We start from the raw sequence: 19,623 nt of genomic DNA, 5'->3' as shown, positions 1-19,623 counted from the left end.
ATATCGTCATTGTGATTTCAAGCAGTGCGGCTAAACAAGGGGGCACGTCAACGTTTCGCGCGGCAGGGGAGCCACCGCCAGATGACCGATACCAGGCAGGATCCGACCGGTGAACCGCAGGCGAAACCGCGTCTGGCGGCGCGTGCGCGCGGCCTGGTGCGCCCGCTCGGGGTCGGGCTGGTGGTCGCGGTCGCCGCGGTTCTGGCAGGGCTTGAGGCCTGGGAGGCGATCGCCGTCTATCTGGTTTTCGCCATCGGGCTCCTGGTCTGGCCGACGGGCCGCGAGGCCAGCCGCGCCCGGGCGCGTGCCCGCAGCACCAGCGTCGCTGCCCACCACTCCGGCTTTGCGCTGATCGAGGCGCTCGACCTTCCCACCATCGTGTTCGACCGGGAAACCCAGGTGGTGCACCAGAACCTGTCGGCGCGGACGCTGATCGGCGACTTCCCGCAACGGGCGGCGCTGTCGGCGCGCATCCGCTCGCCGGTGATCCTTGATCTCGTCGCCCGGGTGGTGGCGCGCGGCATACCGGAAAGCATCGAGCACAGCGAGCGCGTTCCCTCCGAACGCTGGCACGAGGTCCGCGTGGCTCCCGTCAATCCCGCGGCCGAGCCCGCCCGGCGGCTCTATGTGATGACCTTCCGGGACATGACCGAAGCGCGGCGGATGGACCGGATGCGCACCGATTTCGTCGCCAATGCCAGCCACGAGCTGCGCACGCCGCTGGCCTCGCTGATGGGGTTCATCGAGACCATGCAGGGCCCGGCACGGGGCGATGAAAAGGCCCGCGACCAGTTCTTCGGCATCATGCTCGAACAGGCGCAGCGGATGGCGCGGCTGATTGATGACCTGTTGTCGCTGTCGCGGCTGGAAATGCGCGCCCATGTCGCCCCCGAAGGTTCGGTCGACCTGGGCAAGACCGTCACCCATGTGGTCGATACGCTCAAGCCGATGGCCGACGATCTGGGCATTGTGATCGAGCTCAGCCTGCCGGAGGCGCCGGCGGTCGTGACCGGCGACGTGGATGAACTGATCCAGGTGTTTTCGAACCTGGTCGAGAACGCCTGCAAATACGGCCAGTCCGGCAAGCGGGTGGAGATCCTGGTCACCCGGCCGGAGGGCGAGGGCCCGCTCGTCACCGTCAGGGACTTCGGGCCGGGCATCCCCAAGGAGCATGTGCCGCGCCTGACCGAACGGTTCTACCGCGTCGATGTCGAGACCAGCCGCACCAAGAAGGGCACCGGGCTGGGGCTGGCCATCGTCAAGCACATTCTCACCCGCCACCGTGCGCGGCTGATCATCAAGTCCGTTCCCGGAGAGGGATCGTCCTTCACTGTCAAATTCAGCCCGGCCGAAACCGCACGAACAGATGCGATCAAGGAAATATACAAGTAATATCAATGGCATGATATGTCATAAAACAGTGATGATACTGTCATAAAACGGAATCTCGAAGGGCCTAGAAAGGGGCAGCCTTAGATGGCTGACACGAAGGCCCTGTCACAGGGCCTTGCCACCCTGACCCATGACGGGAGATATCCATGACCGCACTCAAATTCGCTGCAGCCGCACTGGTGGCTTCCACCACCTTCGCCGGCGCTGCCGTTGCCCGCGACCAGATCCAGATCGCCGGTTCCTCCACGGTTCTGCCCTATGCCTCGATCGTTGCCGAAGCCTTCGGCGAAAACTTCAGCTACCCCACCCCGGTCGTCGAATCGGGCGGTTCGGGCGCCGGCCGCAAGAAGCTGTGCGAGGGCGTGGGTGAAAACACCATCGACATCGCCAACTCGTCGTCGCGCATCAAGCAGTCCGATATCGACCTGTGCGCGCAGAACGGCGTGACCGAAATCCAGGAAGTGCGGATCGGTTATGACGGCATCGTGTTTGCCTCCGACATCAACGGCGCCGAATTCGCCTTCACCCCGGCCGACTGGTACAACGCGCTGGCCGCCAAGGTGGTCAAGGACGGTCAGTTGGTCGACAACACCGCCAAGACCTGGGCCGACGTCAACCCGGATCTCCCCGCCCAGGACATCCTCGCCTTCATCCCCGGCACCAAGCACGGCACCCGTGAAGTCTTCGACGTGAAGGTTCTCGAAGCCGGCTGCGAAGCCACCGGCGCTGCCGAAGCCTTCAAGGCTGCAGGCGACGAGAAGGCCAAGGGCTGCACCGCGCTGCGCACCGACGGCGTGTCGGTCGACATCGACGGCGACTACACCGAAACGCTGGCCCGCATCGACGCCAACAAGAACGCCATCGGCGTGTTCGGCCTCTCGTTCTACGAAAACAACACCGACAAGCTGCGCGTGGGCACCATGTCGGGCGTGACGCCCTCGACCGAAACCATCGCCTCGGGCGAGTATCCGGTCTCGCGTCCGCTCTACTTCTACGTCAAGAACGCGCATCTCGACGTGATCCCGGGCCTGCAGGAATACATCGAGTTCTTCGTGTCCGACGAAATCGCCGGTCCCGACGGTCCGCTGGCCGCCTATGGCCTGGTCTCCGATCCGGAACTCGCCAAGACCCAGGAAATGGTCAAGAACCGGACCCCGATGGGCCCGCTGAACTGATCCTCACCGCGATCGAGGGGCGGCGCCAGGCGCCGCCCCAGTCTTTCCATGGCAGGGTCGCCCGTTTTCGACGGCATGCCCTTCACCTCAGCCAGGCGACTATGACATGACACTGGGCATTCTCGTACTCATCGTGCTCGGGTTGGCCGCGATCGGCTATTTCATGGGCCGGCAGCGCGCCCTGAAGACATCGGAGCGGGACGGCCGGAAACTGCATTCGCTGGTTGGTTACTACGGCCAGTCGGTAGCCCTGTTCACCGCCGTGCCGGCGCTGTTCCTGCTGGCGGCCTGGCTGTTCCTGCAGCCGGTGGTGATCGAAAACAGCATCTCGGACATGATCCCGGAGGCGTCGGTGCCTGCGGGCGGGGCAAAGAGCCTGGTGATGGTCGATGTGCGCCGCATCGCCGACGGTCTCGGGCTTCTCGCGGCACAGGGCGGCGTCAGCGAAGCCGACCTGAGCGACATGCGCGCGGACCTGACCAATGTGCGCACGCGGCTCGCCACTGTCGGCGTGGCGCTCGGGTCCGATGTCTCGCCGGTGGTTTTCAAGGCGGCCAAGGCCTATCGCGACATCGACACGGCCGCGACGCTCGCCCGCGACATCGCGGTGCTGGTTGTGGCACTCGGCTTCGCGCTCTGGTCCTGGGCGCGCATCAGCCCGAGCCTGCGTGCCCGCAATGTCAGCGAGACCTTCGTCACCGCCCTGCTGATGGGCTCGTCGCTGGTCGCGATCCTCACCACGGTCGGCATCGTCGGCTCGCTGCTGTTTGAATCGATCTCCTTCTTCAAGATGTACCCGGCGAGCAAGTTCTTCTTGTCCACCACCTGGAACCCGCAGTTCCGCGGCGGATCCGATCTCGGCTTCCTGCCGCTGTTGTGGGGCACGCTCTATGTCTCCTTTGTCGCGCTTCTCGTGGCGGTGCCGATCGGCCTGATGATCGCCATCTACCTCGCCGAATATGCCGGCGGCACGCTGCGCAGCTTCGCCAAGCCGGCGATCGAGGTGCTCGCGGGCATCCCCACCATCGTCTACGGTCTGTTCGCCCTGATCACGGTGGGGCCGTTCCTGCGCGACTGGATCGCGCAGCCGCTCGGGCTCGGCAGCTCTTCCTCCTCGGTGATGACGGCCGGCCTGGTGATGGGGATCATGCTGATCCCGTTCATTTCCTCGCTGTCGGACGACATCATCAACGCGGTTCCGCAATCCATGCGCGACGGCTCCTACGGGCTTGGCGCCACCCAGTCGGAAACCATCAAGCAGGTGATCCTGCCCGCCGCGCTGCCCGGCATCGTCGGCGCCTTCCTGCTGGCCGCCAGCCGCGCCATCGGCGAAACCATGATCGTGGTGATGGGGGCCGGCGCAGCGGCCAGGCTCGATCTCAATCCGTTCGAGGCCATGACCACCGTCACCGTCAAGATCGTGAGCCAGCTCACCGGCGACACCGAATTCGCAAGCCCCGAGACCCTCGTGGCCTTCGCGCTCGGGCTGACGCTGTTCGTCTTTACCCTCGCGCTCAACATTGTCGCGCTCTACATCGTGCGCAAATACCGGGAGCAGTACGAATGACCGACGTCACCGCCAACGCGGCCGGCCTGGAAGCCAGATCGCTTCTCAGGGTCGGCGCGCGCACCCGCAAGCGCCAGGCAGCCGAACGCCGGTTCCGCATGCTGGGCCTCGCCGCCGTCGTGTTCGGAATTCTCGCGCTGGTCGGGCTCATGACCTCGATCCTGTCGAACGGCCTGTCGTCCTTCAGCCAGACCTATATCTCGCTCGACATCGCGCTCGATGCCGCCAAGCTCGACAAGAACGGCAACCGCGCTCCGCAGGACATCGAGAAGATCACCACCTTCACGCTGCAGCCGCTGATCAAGGCGGCGATGACGGAGAAGCTTGCCTCGGCCGGGATTTCGATCGACGGCGTGAGCGCAGGCGACGCCTTCAAGCTGATCTCGCAGGAAGCGCCGGGCGAGTTGCGCCGCTACGTGCTCGCGAACCCCGACAGGATCGGTTCCACGGTCTCCTGGCCTCCGGGCGCATCGACGGCTACTACAAGGGCCGCGTCACCATGGCTTCGGCCGAGCTCGACAGCAATGTCACGCCGGGCCAGCTCAGGCTTGCCGACGCGCTCAAGAGGGCGGGCATCCTGCGCCAGCAGTTCAACTGGAATTTCTTCACCGCGCCCGACGCCTCCGACACGCGGCCGGAAGCCGCAGGCCTCGGCGTCGCCATCCTCGGTTCGGCCTACATGATGGTGATCGTGCTGGTGCTGTCGCTGCCGATCGGCGTCGCCGCCTCGATCTATCTCGAGGAATTCGCGCCGCAGAACCGCTGGACCGACCTGATCGAGGTCAATATCGCCAATCTCGCCGCGGTCCCCTCGATCGTGTTCGGTATCCTGGGCCTGGCGATCTTCATCAATTTCGTCGGCCTGCCGCAGTCGGCGCCGGTGGTCGGCGGGCTCGTGCTCACGCTGATGACGCTGCCCACCATCATCATCGCCACGCGCGCGGCACTCAAGGCGGTGCCGCCCTCGATCAACGACGCCGCGCTCGGCATCGGCGCCTCGAAGATGCAGGCGATCTTCCACCACATCCTGCCGCTCGCCGCGCCGGGCATCCTCACCGGCACCATCATCGGCCTGGCCCAGGCGCTCGGCGAAACCGCGCCGCTCTTGCTGATCGGCATGGTGGCCTTCGTGCGGGAATACCCGGGCGCGCCGCCCGAAGGCTTCTTCGATCCGGCTTCGGCGCTGCCGGTGCAGGTCTACAACTGGACCCAGCGCGGCGACCCGGCCTTTGTCGAGCGTGCGTCGGGCGCCATCATCGTTCTTCTGATTTTCCTTGTCATTATGAACGCCATCGCCATCCTGTTGCGCCGTCGCTTCGAGCGTCGCTGGTAGCCGCAGGACAAGGACACAACCACCCAGACCCTGACTGTGCTAGATTGACGAAGGGAAGACGGAGATGAACATCATGTCGGAATCGGCCACCGAAAAAGCTCTGAGCGCCTCGATGGAGCGGCCCGAAATCAAGATGCGCGGCACCAATGTGAGCGTGTTCTACGGCGCCAAGCAGGCTCTTTACGACGTCAATCTCGATGTCCGCGAGAACAGCGTCACCGCGCTCATCGGCCCTTCCGGCTGCGGCAAGTCGACCTTCCTGCGCTGCTTGAACCGCATGAACGACACCATCGACATCTGCCGCGTCACCGGTGAGATCACGCTCGACGACGAGAACATCTATGCGCCCGCGATCGACGTGGTCGAGCTGCGCGCACGCGTCGGCATGGTGTTCCAGAAGCCCAATCCGTTCCCCAAGTCGATCTACGAGAACATCGTCTACGGTCCGCGCATCCACGGCCAGGTCTCCACCCGCGCCGAAATGGACGAGATCGTCGAACGCAGCCTGATGAAGGCGGGTCTGTTCAACGAGGTCAAGGACCGCTTGCACGAGCCCGGAACCGGCCTCTCGGGCGGCCAGCAGCAGCGCCTCTGCATCGCCCGCGCCATCGCGGTGAGCCCCGAGGTGATCCTGATGGACGAGCCCTGCTCGGCGCTCGATCCGATCGCCACCGCCAAGGTGGAGGAGCTGATCGACGAGTTGCGCGTCAATTACACGATCGTCATCGTCACCCATTCCATGCAGCAGGCGGCGCGCGTGTCGCAGCGCACGGCGATGTTCCATCTGGGCAATCTGGTCGAGGAAGGTCCCACCGAAAAGATGTTCACCAATCCCGACACCAAGCTGACCCAGGACTACATCACCGGCCGCTTCGGCTAATGCGACCGCCCCTCGCATCCCCAATTCAGGTTTGAAGGATCTTAAAATGCCCGAAGCCCATACCGTCACCTCCTATGATGACGAACTCCGCTTCCTCGTCCGGCGCCTGTCGGAAATGGGCGGCATCGCCGAACGCATGGTTGCGGATGCGGTCGCGGCGCTCGTCAACGCCGACACCGCCTCCGCCCAGCGCGTCATCTCCGAGGACCTGCTGCTCGACAATGGCGAGCGTGAAGTCTACGACAAGGCCGTGATCATCATCGCCAAGCGCCAGCCGATGGCCTCCGACCTGCGCGAGATCATCGGCTCGATCCGGATTGCCTCCGATCTCGAGCGCGTGGGCGATCTCGGCAAGAACATCGCCAAGCGGGTGATCGCGGTCCATACCATGGCGCAGCCGCGCAAACTGGTGCGCGGGCTCGAGCATCTGGCCGAACTGGCCCTGACCCAGCTCAAGGAAGTGCTCGACGCCTTCGCCACGCGCTCACCGACGCTGGCCAATTCGATCCGCGAACGGGACGAGGAGATCGACGCGATCTACACCTCGCTGTTCCGCGAATTGCTGACCTACATGATGGAAGACCCGCGCAACATCACCGCCTGCACGCATCTGCTGTTCTGCGCCAAGAACATCGAGCGCATCGGCGACCATGCCACCAACATCGCGGAGACGGTCTATTACGTCGCCACCGGCGAGCAGCTCGCGGCCGAGCGGCCGAAGGACGACGAGACGGCCAGCATGATCGCGCCCCCTCCCGGGGCGGCGTAAGGAGCGCATGAGGTAGCAAGCCATGGCAATGAGCCCCCGTATAACCGTTGTGGAGGACGAGGAAGCACTGTCCGTTCTCCTGCGCTACAATCTCGAGGCCGAAGGCTATGAGGTCGATACCGTGTTGCGCGGTGACGAGGCCGAAATCCGCCTGCAGGAGCGGGTTCCCGATCTCCTGATCCTCGACTGGATGCTTCCCGGCATTTCCGGCATCGAACTGTGCCGTCGGCTGCGCGCCCGGCCCGAGACCGAGCGGCTGCCGATCATCATGCTGACGGCCCGCGGCGAGGAGAGCGAACGGGTCCGGGGGCTTGCCACCGGGGCTGACGATTACGTGGTCAAGCCGTTCTCCACGCCCGAGCTGCTTGCCCGCGTGCGCGCCATGCTGCGCCGGGCCCGGCCGGAGGTGATTTCGAGTATTCTCAAGGTCGGCGATGTCGAGCTCGACCGCGAGACCCACCGGGTGCGCCGGCGCGGCCGCGACGTCAAGCTCGGCCCCACCGAGTTCCGTCTGCTCGAATATCTGATGAGTTCGCCAAGCCGCGTCTATTCGCGCGCGCAGCTGCTCGATGGCGTCTGGGGGCATGACGTCTATGTCGACGAGCGCACCGTCGACGTCCATGTCGGGCGACTGCGCAAGGCTGTCAATCTGTCCGGCATGCGCGACATCATCCGCACCGTGCGCGGCGCCGGCTATTCGATCGAGAGCTGACTGCCGCCTTCAAGCCACGCCGCGGCTGCGTGAGCCCCGCAGGGGCTGTCTCCATCACTGCACGGTGACGGAAAGGACCTCGGAGGGAAGTTCGCTGCCGAGTTCGACAGCTCCGGTCTGCTTGTCCATGATGCAGATATAGCTTGCCGTGGCGTCCGCGCCCTTGACCCGTCCGGTCAGCACCGCCAGGCCGAAGCTCTCGGACCCGAAGGGATCGACCACGGCTTCCGCGGTCTCGAGCATCGGCGCGGCGGCTTCGAGACAGGCGACGCGAACCTTCTCCGCAAATTCCGCCCAGGCGTCGTCCGAAGATGCAGCTGCGGGCGCCGAGATGGCAATCAGGGTGGCAACGGCAATCGGGATCTGGCGCATCGGAACCGGCTTTCGGCAAGGGGGGCGGCACAGGCAGGCGCCACGGCGGTCAAAAGCGTCGAAGCGCTGCCGGCCCGTGCGCGCCGTGAGGGCCAGGGTCAGCGGGCGCGCTTGCGCTCGTTGGTGGGCTGGAACGCCAGCTTGGCGTGATAGCCGCAATAGGGCGAGGCTTCGCCGGAATCGTTGCCGCAGAAATGGAAGCCTTCCTGCAGCGGGTCGCCGATCGGCCATTTGCAGGTCCGCTCCGACAGTTCCACCAGCGTCAGCCGGCGCGAGATCGGCACCACCACGTCCTCGATCGGGCGGGTATCGACATCCTCGACCGCGACCACGTCGAGATCCTGCTTGAGCTGCGCGCTGCCGCTCGACCGGCTCACGGTGCGGGTCGTCGTCTGCGTCGCCGTGCGACCGGCATAGGCGGGGGCGCGCGGTGCGGTGGTGGTGCGCTTGGTGCGAACGGAGGCCTGTCCGCCGCTCTTGGCGCGGCCGGGGAGGTTGAGCCTGTGCACCTTGCAGATCACCGCGTTGCGGCTCACGCCGCCAAGCTGTGCCGCGATCTGGCTTGCACTGAGCCCGTCCGCCCAGAGTTTCTTGAGCCTTTCGACCCTTTCGTCAGTCCAGTTCATGCCATAGTCTCCCTGTGTCCCGCATTCCGGGACGGCAGAATCCCTCACCATGCCCCGGACGACCGGAACTCAAACGCTCGGTTACTGTGAGGTGAATAGTGTCCGCCGCGAACGTCTATTTCATGTCCCTAACCTAGTGTCCGCCTGACTCCGTGACAAGAGTCAGCCGAATCAAGGTGATTCCTTTTTGCGGTTTTCCCCAACTTACGGATGCCGGCGGCGCTGCCGCGGGGCGGGCTTGCGGGGTGGTCGCAGCGGCCCGGTTGCAGCCTGCCGGGAAGGGGGGCGGCGGGTGCGCAAAGGCCCGGAGCAGCTTGTCTCATTGACAGGTCAGGCCGAAATGTAAATAGTGCCCTCGCCGCCCCCTGAAGGGCGGCATTTTTGGTTTTCCGGCACACTTCCGCTGGACGGGGTCTAACTGCAACCGTCGCGCTTCGGCCGCCGCGCCGATGACGGTTTCATTCTTGGGGAGACAGGCATATGGCCGACGCCAAGCCGCTTTACGACACATACAACCGCGCGCCGATGCTGTTCGAGCGCGGTGAGGGCGTATGGCTGGAGACCCAGGGCGGTGAACGCTATCTCGATTTCGCAGCCGGCATTGCCGTCAATTCGCTCGGCCACGCCCATCCGCATCTCGTCGAGGCGCTCAAGGGGCAGGCCGAAAAGCTGTGGCATCTGTCCAACATTCACGAAATTCCCGGCCAGACGCGCCTGGCCGAACGCTTGGCCGCCGTCACCTTCGCCGACAAGGTGTTCTTCACCAATTCCGGCGCCGAGGCGCTGGAATGCGCGATCAAGACCGCGCGCCGCCATTTCTATGTCAACGGCCAGCCCGAGCGCTTCCGCATCATTACCATGGAAGGCGCCTTCCATGGCCGCACGCTGGCGACCATCGCCGCCGGCGGCCAGGCCAAGTATCTCGAAGGCTTCGGCCCCAAGGTCGAAGGCTTCGACCAGGTTCCGTTCGGCGATCTCGAGGCGATCAAGGCGGCCGTGAGCGACGAGACCGCGGCCATTCTGGTCGAGCCCGTTCAGGGGGAGGGCGGTGTGCGCCCGCTGCCCAAGGAATTCCTGCGCGCCCTGCGCGAACTCTGCAACGATCAGGGCATCCTGCTCATTCTCGACGAGGTCCAGTCCGGCGTCGGCCGGACCGGCAAGCTGTTCGCCCATGAATGGGCCGGGATCACGCCCGACCTGATGGCGATCGCCAAGGGCATCGGCGGCGGTTTCCCCTTCGGCGCCTGCCTTTCGACCCGGGAAGCGGCCGACGGCATGACGGTCGGCACCCACGGCACCACCTATGGCGGCAATCCGCTGGCCATGGCGGTCGGCAATGCCGTGCTCGACGTGATCCTCGAAGACAGTTTCCTGGCCCATGTCAACGACATCGCCCTGGTGCTCAGCCAGGGCCTGGCCTCGCTCAAGGACCGCTATCCGGCGCTGATCGAGGACATTCGCGGCACCGGGCTGCTGCTCGGCATCAAATGCGCCAAGTCCAACATGGATCTGGTCATGGCCATGCGCAACGAGCATCTTCTGGCCGTGCCGGCTGGCGACAATGTGGTGCGCCTGCTGCCGCCGCTGATCGTTACCGCGGAAGAAGCCCGCGACGCCCTTTCCAGGATCGAGGCGGCTCTCGACATGCTGTCCAGCAAGGACACCCAAACGGACCGGATGCAATGACACAGACCAAAGCCGACGGCACCAACCACTTTCTCGATCTCTCCGCGGTCAGCGCGGCCGACCTGCGCGCCATCATGGACGCGGCCCGGTCGGCCAAGACGGCCGCCGCGCCCGAGCGACCGCTGGCGGGCAAGATGCTGGCGATGATCTTCGAAAAGCCCTCGACCCGGACGCGCGTGTCGTTCGATGTCGGCATGCGCCAGCTTGGCGGGGAAACGCTGTTCCTGTCGGGCACCGAAATGCAGCTCGGCCGGGCCGAAACCATCGCCGACACCGCGCGCGTGCTGTCGCGCTATGTCGACATGATCATGATCCGTACGCTCGACCATGCGCGCATGCTCGAACTGGCCGAACACGCCACCGTGCCGGTGATCAACGCGCTCACCGACGACACCCATCCCTGCCAGATCATGGCCGACATCCTCACCTTCGAGGAACATCGCGGCCCGATCAAGGGCAAGACGCTCGCCTGGACCGGCGACGGCAACAACGTCCTGCATTCGCTGATCGAGGGCGCGGCCCAATTCGGCTACCGCATGCAGATCGCCACGCCCGAAGGCTCGGAGCCCGACGCCCGCTTCGTCAAATGGGCGAAGGACAAGGGCGCAGACATCGTCATCGGGTCGGATCCGGTCAAGGCCGTCGAAGGCGCCGATTGCGTGATCACCGATACCTGGGTGTCGATGAACCAGGAGCACCGCGCGCGCGGCCACAACGTGTTCCAGCCCTATCAGGTCAATGGCGAACTGATGGCGAAGGCCAACGACGACGCGCTGTTCATGCATTGCCTGCCGGCCCACCGCGGCGAGGAAGTGACCGACGAGGTGATGGACGGGCCGCAATCGGTGGTGTTCGACGAGGCCGAAAACCGCCTGCATGCGCAAAAGGCGGTGATGCGCTGGTGCATGGGCGTCCTCTAGGGCGCGCTGCGTCCGCTTTGGACGCAACAAGGGCCGCGCGATCCCTTGACGGCCAGGCTATTGTGCCGGCGGCGGGGCGTGTCTGGCGCTGGACGCTCCGTCCCCACTGGCGGACCGTCGCTGTGATGCCTATATGCGGCTTTTGAAACGGGACCGCGGATCACACCCGCCCCTCCGGGCGGGGACGCGCGCGTCCATGAACAATCGGGAATGAAGATGCAGACCGACAAAGAGACCCACGGCGAACAGGGCTTCGCCGGTGATGACCGCGTCTTGCCGTTCGAGGTCTCGGGCCTCGATGTGCGCGGACGCGCCGTTCAGCTCGGCCCGATGATCGATGCGATCCTCGGCCGCCACGCCTATCCCGAGCCGGTGGCGCGGTTGCTCGCCGAGGCGATTGCGCTCACGGTGCTGCTCGGCACCTCGCTCAAGTTCGAGGGCAAGCTGATCGTACAGACCAAGGGCGACGGACCGGTCGACCTGCTGGTGGTCGACTTCTCCACGCCCGGCAATCTGCGCGCCTATGCCCGTTTCGACGACGGCCGGCTCGCCGGCGCCATGGCTGCGGGGCTGACCAGCCCGGCAGAACTGCTCGGCCGCGGCGTGCTGGCCTTCACCATCGACCAGGGCGAATACATGCAGCGCTACCAGGGCATCGTCGAGATGAACGGCGACACCCTGGAGGAGATGGCGGAAACCTATTTCCGCCAGTCCGAGCAGATTCCGACGCTGGTGCGGCTGGCGGTGGCCGAACTGATCGACCGGGACGAGGACGGCAAGCCGCGCCACAGCTGGCGGGCGGGCGGCATCGTCGTGCAGTTCCTGCCGCATGCCCCCGAGCGCATGCGCCAGCCCGACCTTCCCGGCGGCGATGCGCCCGAAGGTCATGAACAGGCGGTGCACGACGACGATGACAGCTGGGCCGAAGCCAAGGCGCTGGTCTCCACGGTGGATTCGGGCGAACTGACAGATCCCGAGGTCGGTGCGGAACGTTTGCTCTACCGGCTGTTTCACGAGCGCGGCGCGACGATCTATCCGCTGGTGCCGGTGGCCGACAAGTGCAGCTGTTCGCGCGAGCGACTGGGCGAGGTGCTCAAGGGCTTCTCCGCCGAGGAAATCCGCGACAGCACCGAGGACGGCGAGATCACGGTGCAGTGCGAGTTCTGCTCGACCACCTACCGCTTCGATCCGGCCGAATTTACCGGCTGAGAACTTCGCCGGGGCCTTCCGGCCCCGGTCCGGAGCCGGTGGCGACAGGCGGTGCCCACGGCGCAAGATGACCAAACTTTAATTTGCCATGCGGCTTCATTGCTTTACCTGTTGGGATGCAACGGAGTGAACCCATGCTCGACAGGACCGACAGGCGCACGACCGTAGAGGACGCGCCCGCCGCCGGGAAAGAACTGCCGCCTCGGCGCCGCCTGCCGCGCGCCGTGGCGCAGGTCGCGCTGATGGCGCTGGTGCTGGCCGGCGCCTGGGTGGCCATGGAGCGCCTGGCGGCTTCGCGGGTCGAGCGGACGCCGCGCAGTTTCACGCCCGCCGTCTACACGGTGGACATGACCACCGTCGAGCGGGCCGACAACCGCCCCGTGATCCGGCTCTACGGTCAGGTTACCGCCGGCCGCACCGTCGATCTGCGCGCGGCTGTCGGCGGCGACGTGGTCGAGATCCATCCGGATCTCGCCGCCGGCCGTCCGGTCGAAAAGGGCGCCGTGCTGGTGCGGATCGATCCCTTCGCCTATGAGGGCGCGCTGGTCGAGGCGCGCGCGAACCTTGCCAGCGTGGAGGGCGCGATCGCCGAGATCGATGCCCGGCTTGCCTCCGAACGCGAGCAGCTCGAAGCCGTCACCGAGCAATTGCAGTTTGCGCAGGCCGATCTCGACCGGGCGCTCGCCCTGTCGCGCTCGGGCACGCTCACCGCCCAGGAAGTCGACACCCGCCGCCTGGTCTTGTCGCAGCGGCAGCAGGCGGCGAGCCAGGCGCGCAACAATATCCGCATCGCCGAGGCGCAGCGCGCCCAGCAGGAAGCCAATGCCGAGCGGCTCGGCTGGAAGGTCCGCGAAGCCGAACGCAAGCTCGAACAGACGGCGGTGATTGCGCCTTTCGACGGCATCGTCGCCGAGGAGCAGGTCGAAACCGGCGGCTCGGTCAGCGCCAACGAGGTGGTGGCGTCGATCTATGACGACCGGGCGCTCGAAGTGCAGTTCACCCTCACCAACGCCCAGTACGGCCGCATGGCCACCGATGCCGACCCGCTGGTCGGCCGCAAGGCCGAGCTCACCTGGACCGTCGGTGGCACCGATTACGTCTGGCCGGCGGTGATCGACCGCACCGGTGCCCGTGTCACGGCCGAGCGCGGCGGCGTCGAGGTCCATGCCCGCATCGGCGAGGCTCAAAACCCGGTGCGGCTTCGGCCCGGCGCTTTCGTGGCATTGACCGTGCCCGACCGGAACTGGCCCGACACGATCCGCCTGCCCGAAACCGCGGTGCGCGGTTCCGATCACGTCTTCGCCGTGGTCGATGGCGAACTCGCGCGGCGCGACATCCGCCTGATCGCCTGGGATGGCGAGGACGCCATTATCGACGGCGATCTCGCCGACGGGGAGCGGGTTCTTGTGACCCGGCTGACCGAAGCCTCCGACGGTGTGAAGGTGCGCGAACCCTCCGGTGCCATGCCCGCTGCCGCCGCGGAAAATCCTGCCTCCGCCGATGCCGCGCCCGCCGATCCCGCGTCTCCGGACCCCGCGCAATGAGCGACGGCGGCTTTCGCGGGGCGGGCGGGCTGGCGCGTGGCGGTCTGGTTTCGACCTTCATCCGCCATCCCAATGCCGCCAATCTTTTGATGGTGCTGATGATCCTGTTCGGCGCCTTTTCGATCGCCCGCATCAACACCCAGTTCTTTCCCACCATCGACCGGCCCACGATTTCCATCGGCGTGAGCTGGTCCGGCGCGAGCGCGGAGGATGTCGAGACCAATATCCTGGCGCTGATCGAACCGGCGGTGCGCTATGTCTCGGGGGTCGAGGACATGACGTCGACGGCGTCCGAGGGCTCGGCCAGCCTGCAGCTCGAATTCGCCGACGGCACCGACATGACCCAGGCGATGACCGATGTCGAAACCGCGGTCAAAACCGTCACCACGCTGCCCGAGGATGCGGAGGAGCCGACCGTCCGCCGGTCAGTGTTCTTCGACATGGTGGCCAAGCTCGCGGTGTTCGGCGATGCCCAGGAGGCGGTCAAGCGCGCCTGGGCCAAGCGCATCCGCGACGATCTCATCGATCGCGGCATCGACAAGATCAATTTCACCGGCCTGCGCGATGCCGAAATCCGCGTCGAGGTGCCCGAGATCGAGCTGCGGCGTCTCGGCATGAAACTTTCGGACGTCTCGGAGGCGATCTCCGCCAACAGCCGCGACCTGCCGTCCGGCACGGTCGACGGCGCGGTCGAGCGTCAGCTGCGCACCCTCGCCGATGCGCAAGGACCGCGCCGGCTGGCCGAGGTCGAGGTCAAGTCCTTCACCAGCGGCGAAAAGGTGCGCTTGGGGGATATCGCCCGCATCACCGACGGTTTCGATGCCGACGACACCCGCGGCCTCGCCGGCGGCTCCTCCGCCATCGAACTCGACATCCGCCGCGCCCCCACCGCCGACACGCTCAAGACGGCGTCGATCCTGTCGGCCTATCTCGACGAGATCGAGCCGCAATTGCCGCCGGGCGTCCAGATCGCCACCTACGAGGTCGCCTCCGATGCGCTGGCCGAGCGGATCTGGCTGCTCGTCAAGAACGGCCTGAGCGGGCTGGTCGTGGTTGTCGCCATCCTGTTCGTGTTTCTCAATGCCCGCATCGCCTTCTGGGTGGCCGCCGGCATTCCCGTCGCCATGCTCGCGACCGTCGGTTTCATGTATGTCTCCGGACAGACCATCAACATGATGACCCTGTTCTCGCTGATCATGATGCTGGGCGTGATCGTCGATGACGCGATCGTCGTGGGCGAGCACACCGCGACACGGCTGCATATGGGCGATCCGCCGCAAGTGGCGGCGGAGAACGGCGTGGCGATGATGTTCACGCCGGTGATGGCGGCGATGACCACGACGCTCGCCGCCTTTGGCCCGATCCTGCTGATCGGCGGCACCATCGGGCAGATGATGGTGGCACTGCCGATGGTGGTGATCGCCGTGCTGGTGGCGAGCCTGCTTGAGTGCTTCCTGGTGCTGCCGGGGCATCTGGCCAATTCGCTCGGCGGACACCGGGCCTCGGGCTGGTCCTGGTGGCGGCATTTTGCGATGGCCCTGGTGGTGCTGATGCTGATCGTGGCGGTCTCGGGCCGGTTCGCGGCCGATCTCGCGCTTGGTGCCGATGCTGCCGGCCTGCGCGCCCTTGCCCGCGATTTCGCGGATCTGCCGTCCTGGGGGCGCATGCTCGTTGCGGTGGCGTGCTCGCTGGTGCTGGCGAGCCTGATCGAGGCGCTGCTGCTCGCGCTGCGGCGGCAGAACGGCGGTTCGGCACCCGGCGGGGAAGACGGCCGGTTCCGCCGCGCCTTCGACCGTGGCTTCGATGCGTTCCGCGACGGCCCTTTCAACCGGCTGGTGCAGCTCGCCTGGAGCTGGCGCTACGTGACGCTGTCGCTCGCCATCGCCATGGTGATGGTTCTCGCCATCGGGCTCGCCCGTTCGGGCCGGGTCGAATTCGTGTTCTTTCCCTCACCCGAGGCCGAGAACATCACCGGCACGCTGGTCTTCAATGCCGGATTGCCCGAGGCGGTCGCGCTCAAGGCCATCGCCGCGCATGAAGAGGCACTGCATGCGGCCGACCGGACCCTCTCCGGCGACGGCCCTTCGTCGATCAAGGCGGTGTTCACGAGCTTCGGCGCCTCGAGCCGCAGCGGCAGCGCAACCGCCCGCATCCAGGTGCAGCTTCTGACGTCGGAACGGCGCGAGGTGCGCACCGCCGACATCGTCGAAGCCTGGGGCGAGATGGCGCCCGACATCGCCGGCGTCAGCCGCTTCTCAATCTCCCAGGCACGCGGCGGCCCTCCAGGGCGCGACATCGATGTGCGGCTGGCCGGTGACCGCGTCGCCTCGCTCAAGGCCGCTGCTGCCGACGTGGTTGCGCTTCTGTCCGGCATCGACGGCATCAGCGGGCTCGACGACAACCTGCCCTGGGGCAAGCCCGAACTGGTCATGGAACTCACGCCGCAGGGCGCTGCGCTCGGGTTCTCCATCGCCGAGGTGGGCCGGCAGATCCGCAACGCCTTCGACGGCGCGATTCCGTTCCGGTTCCCGCGCGGCGACGACGAGGTCACCGTGCGGCTGGTGCAGAGGCCCGCTTCGCCGGGCTCCCAGGCGCTGCGCGATTTCGAGCTCAGAAGCCCCGGCGGGACCTTCGTTCCGCTTGCCGAGGTGGTCGACATGACCGAGCGCCAGGGCTTCTCCAGCATCCGGCGGCGCGACGGCCAGAGCACCATCTCGGTCACCGGCGATATCGATCCGGCCGTAACCACCACCGGCGCGGTGGTCTCCGGGCTTGAAGCCGGCGGCGGGCTCGACCTGATCGCCGCCCGCCACAATGTGAGCTATAGCTTCGGCGGACGGTCGGAGGAACAGGAAGACGCCTTCGCCGACCTCAGGCTCGGCACGATGGTGGCGCTCAGCGTGATCTACATCATCCTGGCCTGGGTGTTTGCGAGCTACTGGCGTCCGGTCGCGGTGCTGCTGATCATTCCCTTCGGCATCGTCGGCGCGATTTTCGGCCACTGGCTGCTCGGCTATCAGCTGACGATCCTGTCTTTCATCGGCCTGCTCGGGCTCGCGGGCATCCTGGTCAACGATTCCATCATCCTGGTCGCCCGGCTTGAGGAAAGACGGTCTGAGGGCGACAGCCTCGAAGCCGCGGCGGTGGGGGCGAGCCGCGACCGCCTGCGTGCGGTGCTGCTGACGTCGCTCACCACCATCGGCGGATTGCTGCCGCTGCTCTACGAGACCAGTCTGCAGGCCCAGTTCCTGCTGCCGATGGCGATCACCATGGTCTTCGGGCTCGCCATGACCACGCTTCTGGTGCTGTTCCTGGTGCCCGCGCTGGTGGGGATCGGCGACGACATCGCCCGCGGCTTCGGGTCTCTCTACGGCTCGCGCCGGCCGGCCCGGCAATCGTGAGCCGCGCTCCCCGGAGTCGTGGCCTCAGGAGCGCCAGAACCGCGGCAGGAACAAGACCAGCACGGTGAACAGCTCCAGCCGGCCGAGCAGCATGCCGCCGGCGAGCAACCATTTCTGCAGGTCGGTCAGCGGCTGGAAATTGCCCGAGGGGCCGATCACGTCGCCCAGCCCCGGGCCGACATTGGACAGCGCGGTGCCTGCGCCCGACAGCGCGGTCACGGTGTCCATGCCCGACAGCCGCAACAGCACCGACAGCGCCACATAGCTCATCACGAACAGGAAGAAGAAGCTCATCACCGAGGCGATCACCCGGTCCTGGATCGGCTTGCCGTTGAAATGGGCGCGAAACACGCCGTTCGGATACATCACCTGGGCGATGTGCTGGCGCACCGCTTCGATCAGCACCTGGAAGCGGAAGATCTTGATGCCGCAGGAGGTGGATCCGGCACAGCCGCCCGCGAACATGATGATGAAGAAGAAGGTCACCGCATGCGGTCCCCACAGGCCGTAATCGGTGGAGGCGAAGCCCGTGCCGGTGACGATCGAGACCACGTTGAAGGCGGAATGCCTCAGCCCTTCCAGGCCGACATGGTGGTCGCTGAAATGGGCCATCATCCAGCCGATCACGATCGCCACCCCGAGAAATCCGGTGAAGGCCTTGACCTGATCATCGACCAGGACGGAGCGGAACCGGCCCTGCAGCATCTGCACATAGAGCAGGAACGGGATCGACCCCAGGAACATGAAGACGATCGCCACCCACTCCACGCCGGCATTGGCGAACGAGCCGATCGAGGCGTCCTTGGTCGAGAACCCGCCGGTGGCGACCGTGGTCATGGCGTGGATCACCGCATCGTCTGCGGCCATGCCGACCGCCATATAGGCGATGGCGCAGATCCCGGTCATGGCAATGAAGACCAGCGTGATCGAGGTCGAGATCTGGGTAGCGCGCGGCAGGATCTTCTCCGCGGTGTCGAAGGCCTCGGCCTTGAACAGCTGCATCCCGCCGATCTGCAGCATCGGCAGCACCGCGATCGCCATGACGATGATCCCGAGGCCGCCGAGCCACTGCAGCAGCCCGCGCCAGAACAGCAGCCCCGGCGGCGCGGTGTCGAGCCCGGTGATCACAGTCGCGCCCGTGGTGGTCAGGCCCGACATCGATTCGAAAAACGCATCCGTATAGCTCGGCACGATTCCCGACCAGTGGAACGGCAGTGCGCCGAAACTCACCAGCGTGATCCAGGCGATCGTGGTCATCAGCATCGCCTGGCGGGTCGACAGCCCCTTGGGCGCGCCCCGGTTGGCGATGAACAGGCCCAGCCCGAACAACATCGTCACCATGCCGGCGCTCGCAAAAATCATCCAGTCGCCATTGTCCGCCGCCAGGTCCACCAGTGCCGGCAGCAGCATCGCAGCCCCCAGCGTGGTGACCAGCACGCCGGTCACCAGCAGCACGGGGCGGAACTCCGCGAGGCCGGTCAATTCAGGGTTCTTGCGATGCCCGGCAGGTCCAGCGAGAAGGCCGGGATCTCGACATCGAAGAACGCGCCGTCGGAAGTTTGCATCTGGTAGGTGCCCACCATCACGCCCGATGGGGTGTCGAGTGGGCAGCCCGAGGAATATTCGTAAGTGTCGCCCGGCCGCAGCACCGGCTGCTCGCCGACCACGCCCGGCCCGCGCACTTCGTCGACGATGCCGTTCTCGTCGGTGATCTTCCAGTACCGGCTTTTCAGCTGCACCACCTGCTCGGAGCGGTTGGCGATGACGATGCGATAGCCCCAGACATAACGGCTGTCCTCGGGGTCCGACTGGTCCTCGAGGTAATAGGGCTCGACGGTCACTTCGATGTCATGGGTCAGCGCGCGGTACATCTGCCACTCCTTGCGACACTCATTGTACAGCCCTTTGCCTGCGTCAAGCGTTTAGACCGGGGGACAGGGCCGGGTGAGGCGGCTTTCCATGACCTTTTTGTGATCCTTGCGCCCTCCTCGCAGAGGTGACGCAGGCGCGCCGCCGCGCTATCACTCCGGGAGGCAG

At 66.1% G+C, this 19,623-nt stretch carries 15 protein-coding genes and 1 pseudogene; 12 read left to right on the top strand and 4 right to left on the bottom strand.

Going from position 1 to position 19,623, the window contains the following annotated elements:
* Positions 1–81: 81 nt before the first annotated feature.
* The 7 genes and pseudogenes from AWJ14_RS18230 (at position 82) to phoB (ending at position 7,828) form a co-directional block, all read left to right on the top strand.
* Positions 82–1,392, top strand: a complete 1,311-nt coding sequence (locus AWJ14_RS18230) for an ATP-binding protein (RefSeq protein WP_066182577.1) — start codon at positions 82–84, stop codon at positions 1,390–1,392.
* Between the two features lie 146 nt (positions 1,393–1,538).
* A complete protein-coding gene (locus AWJ14_RS18225; protein WP_066182574.1) occupies positions 1,539–2,567 on the top strand; it encodes a substrate-binding domain-containing protein in 1,029 nt (342 codons plus the stop codon).
* A gap of 106 nt (positions 2,568–2,673) precedes the next feature.
* On the top strand, positions 2,674–4,134 hold the full coding sequence (gene pstC, locus AWJ14_RS18220) for a phosphate ABC transporter permease subunit PstC (RefSeq protein ID WP_066182571.1): 1,461 nt from the start codon (positions 2,674–2,676) through the stop codon (positions 4,132–4,134).
* Positions 4,131–5,467: pseudogene (pstA, locus tag AWJ14_RS18215) on the top strand (phosphate ABC transporter permease PstA). Before pstC ends, pstA begins: the two are co-directional and overlap by 4 nt.
* A gap of 64 nt (positions 5,468–5,531) precedes the next feature.
* On the top strand, positions 5,532–6,347 hold the full coding sequence (pstB, locus tag AWJ14_RS18210) for a phosphate ABC transporter ATP-binding protein PstB (protein WP_066182568.1): 816 nt from the start codon (positions 5,532–5,534) through the stop codon (positions 6,345–6,347).
* A 46-nt stretch (positions 6,348–6,393) separates the two neighbouring features.
* Positions 6,394–7,116, top strand: coding sequence for a phosphate signaling complex protein PhoU (phoU, locus tag AWJ14_RS18205; protein ID WP_066182565.1), 723 nt, complete (start codon positions 6,394–6,396; stop codon positions 7,114–7,116).
* A 28-nt stretch (positions 7,117–7,144) separates the two neighbouring features.
* Entirely contained in the window at positions 7,145–7,828 is a 684-nt protein-coding gene (gene phoB, locus AWJ14_RS18200; RefSeq protein WP_066182562.1) for a phosphate regulon transcriptional regulator PhoB, read from the top strand.
* A 54-nt stretch (positions 7,829–7,882) separates the two neighbouring features.
* Here the strand turns inward: phoB and AWJ14_RS18195 are convergent, their stop codons facing one another.
* Positions 7,883–8,200, bottom strand: a complete 318-nt coding sequence (locus tag AWJ14_RS18195) for a hypothetical protein (protein WP_066182560.1) — start codon at positions 8,198–8,200, stop codon at positions 7,883–7,885.
* A gap of 98 nt (positions 8,201–8,298) precedes the next feature.
* Positions 8,299–8,826 (bottom strand): GcrA family cell cycle regulator, encoded by a 528-nt coding sequence (locus AWJ14_RS18190; RefSeq protein WP_066182557.1) that lies wholly within the window; start codon positions 8,824–8,826, stop codon positions 8,299–8,301.
* Positions 8,827–9,306: 480 nt separating this feature from the next.
* Here AWJ14_RS18190 and AWJ14_RS18185 point away from each other — a divergent pair, with 480 nt between their 5' ends.
* The 5 genes from AWJ14_RS18185 (at position 9,307) to AWJ14_RS18165 (ending at position 17,586) form a co-directional block, all read left to right on the top strand.
* Positions 9,307–10,512: an aspartate aminotransferase family protein gene (locus tag AWJ14_RS18185; RefSeq protein WP_066182554.1), complete on the top strand. Its 1,206-nt coding sequence runs from the start codon at positions 9,307–9,309 to the stop codon at positions 10,510–10,512.
* Entirely contained in the window at positions 10,509–11,432 is a 924-nt protein-coding gene (gene argF, locus AWJ14_RS18180; RefSeq protein WP_066182551.1) for an ornithine carbamoyltransferase, read from the top strand. The genes AWJ14_RS18185 and argF overlap by 4 nt, the downstream gene beginning before the upstream one ends.
* Before the next feature lie 216 nt (positions 11,433–11,648).
* Positions 11,649–12,641, top strand: coding sequence for an Hsp33 family molecular chaperone (locus AWJ14_RS18175; protein WP_066182796.1), 993 nt, complete (start codon positions 11,649–11,651; stop codon positions 12,639–12,641).
* Between the two features lie 134 nt (positions 12,642–12,775).
* A complete protein-coding gene (locus tag AWJ14_RS18170) occupies positions 12,776–14,185 on the top strand; it encodes an efflux RND transporter periplasmic adaptor subunit (protein WP_066182548.1) in 1,410 nt (469 codons plus the stop codon).
* A complete protein-coding gene (locus AWJ14_RS18165) occupies positions 14,182–17,586 on the top strand; it encodes an efflux RND transporter permease subunit (RefSeq protein WP_066182545.1) in 3,405 nt (1,134 codons plus the stop codon). Before AWJ14_RS18170 ends, AWJ14_RS18165 begins: the two co-directional genes overlap by 4 nt.
* Before the next feature lie 24 nt (positions 17,587–17,610).
* Here AWJ14_RS18165 and AWJ14_RS18160 read toward each other — a convergent pair whose 3' ends face one another.
* Both AWJ14_RS18160 and apaG read right to left on the bottom strand, forming a co-directional pair.
* Positions 17,611–19,068: a TrkH family potassium uptake protein gene (locus AWJ14_RS18160; protein ID WP_245304355.1), complete on the bottom strand. Its 1,458-nt coding sequence runs from the start codon at positions 19,066–19,068 to the stop codon at positions 17,611–17,613.
* Positions 19,065–19,457, bottom strand: a complete 393-nt coding sequence (gene apaG, locus AWJ14_RS18155; RefSeq protein ID WP_066182543.1) for a Co2+/Mg2+ efflux protein ApaG — start codon at positions 19,455–19,457, stop codon at positions 19,065–19,067. The genes AWJ14_RS18160 and apaG overlap by 4 nt, the downstream gene beginning before the upstream one ends.
* Positions 19,458–19,623: the final 166 nt, after the last annotated feature.

Source organism: Parahoeflea olei (assembly GCF_001703635.1).
Classification (GTDB): Bacteria; Pseudomonadota; Alphaproteobacteria; order Rhizobiales; family Rhizobiaceae; genus Hoeflea; species Hoeflea olei.
This window is presented reverse-complemented; position numbering and strand designations above follow the sequence as displayed.

What these genes read in the sequence shown, in the direction of transcription:
- AWJ14_RS18230 (WP_066182577.1), top strand. Translation starts at nt 82, where the DNA reads ATGACCGATACCAGGCAGGATCCGACCGGTGAACCGCAGGCGAAACCG.
- AWJ14_RS18225 (WP_066182574.1), top strand. Translation starts at nt 1,539, where the DNA reads ATGACCGCACTCAAATTCGCTGCAGCCGCACTGGTGGCTTCCACCACC.
- pstC (WP_066182571.1), top strand. Translation starts at nt 2,674, where the DNA reads ATGACACTGGGCATTCTCGTACTCATCGTGCTCGGGTTGGCCGCGATC.
- pstB (WP_066182568.1), top strand. Translation starts at nt 5,532, where the DNA reads ATGAACATCATGTCGGAATCGGCCACCGAAAAAGCTCTGAGCGCCTCG.
- phoU (WP_066182565.1), top strand. Translation starts at nt 6,394, where the DNA reads ATGCCCGAAGCCCATACCGTCACCTCCTATGATGACGAACTCCGCTTC.
- phoB (WP_066182562.1), top strand. Translation starts at nt 7,145, where the DNA reads ATGAGCCCCCGTATAACCGTTGTGGAGGACGAGGAAGCACTGTCCGTT.
- AWJ14_RS18195 (WP_066182560.1), bottom strand. Translation starts at nt 8,200, where the DNA reads ATGCGCCAGATCCCGATTGCCGTTGCCACCCTGATTGCCATCTCGGCG.
- AWJ14_RS18190 (WP_066182557.1), bottom strand. Translation starts at nt 8,826, where the DNA reads ATGAACTGGACTGACGAAAGGGTCGAAAGGCTCAAGAAACTCTGGGCG.
- AWJ14_RS18185 (WP_066182554.1), top strand. Translation starts at nt 9,307, where the DNA reads ATGGCCGACGCCAAGCCGCTTTACGACACATACAACCGCGCGCCGATG.
- argF (WP_066182551.1), top strand. Translation starts at nt 10,509, where the DNA reads ATGACACAGACCAAAGCCGACGGCACCAACCACTTTCTCGATCTCTCC.
- AWJ14_RS18175 (WP_066182796.1), top strand. Translation starts at nt 11,649, where the DNA reads ATGCAGACCGACAAAGAGACCCACGGCGAACAGGGCTTCGCCGGTGAT.
- AWJ14_RS18170 (WP_066182548.1), top strand. Translation starts at nt 12,776, where the DNA reads ATGCTCGACAGGACCGACAGGCGCACGACCGTAGAGGACGCGCCCGCC.
- AWJ14_RS18165 (WP_066182545.1), top strand. Translation starts at nt 14,182, where the DNA reads ATGAGCGACGGCGGCTTTCGCGGGGCGGGCGGGCTGGCGCGTGGCGGT.
- apaG (WP_066182543.1), bottom strand. Translation starts at nt 19,457, where the DNA reads ATGTACCGCGCGCTGACCCATGACATCGAAGTGACCGTCGAGCCCTAT.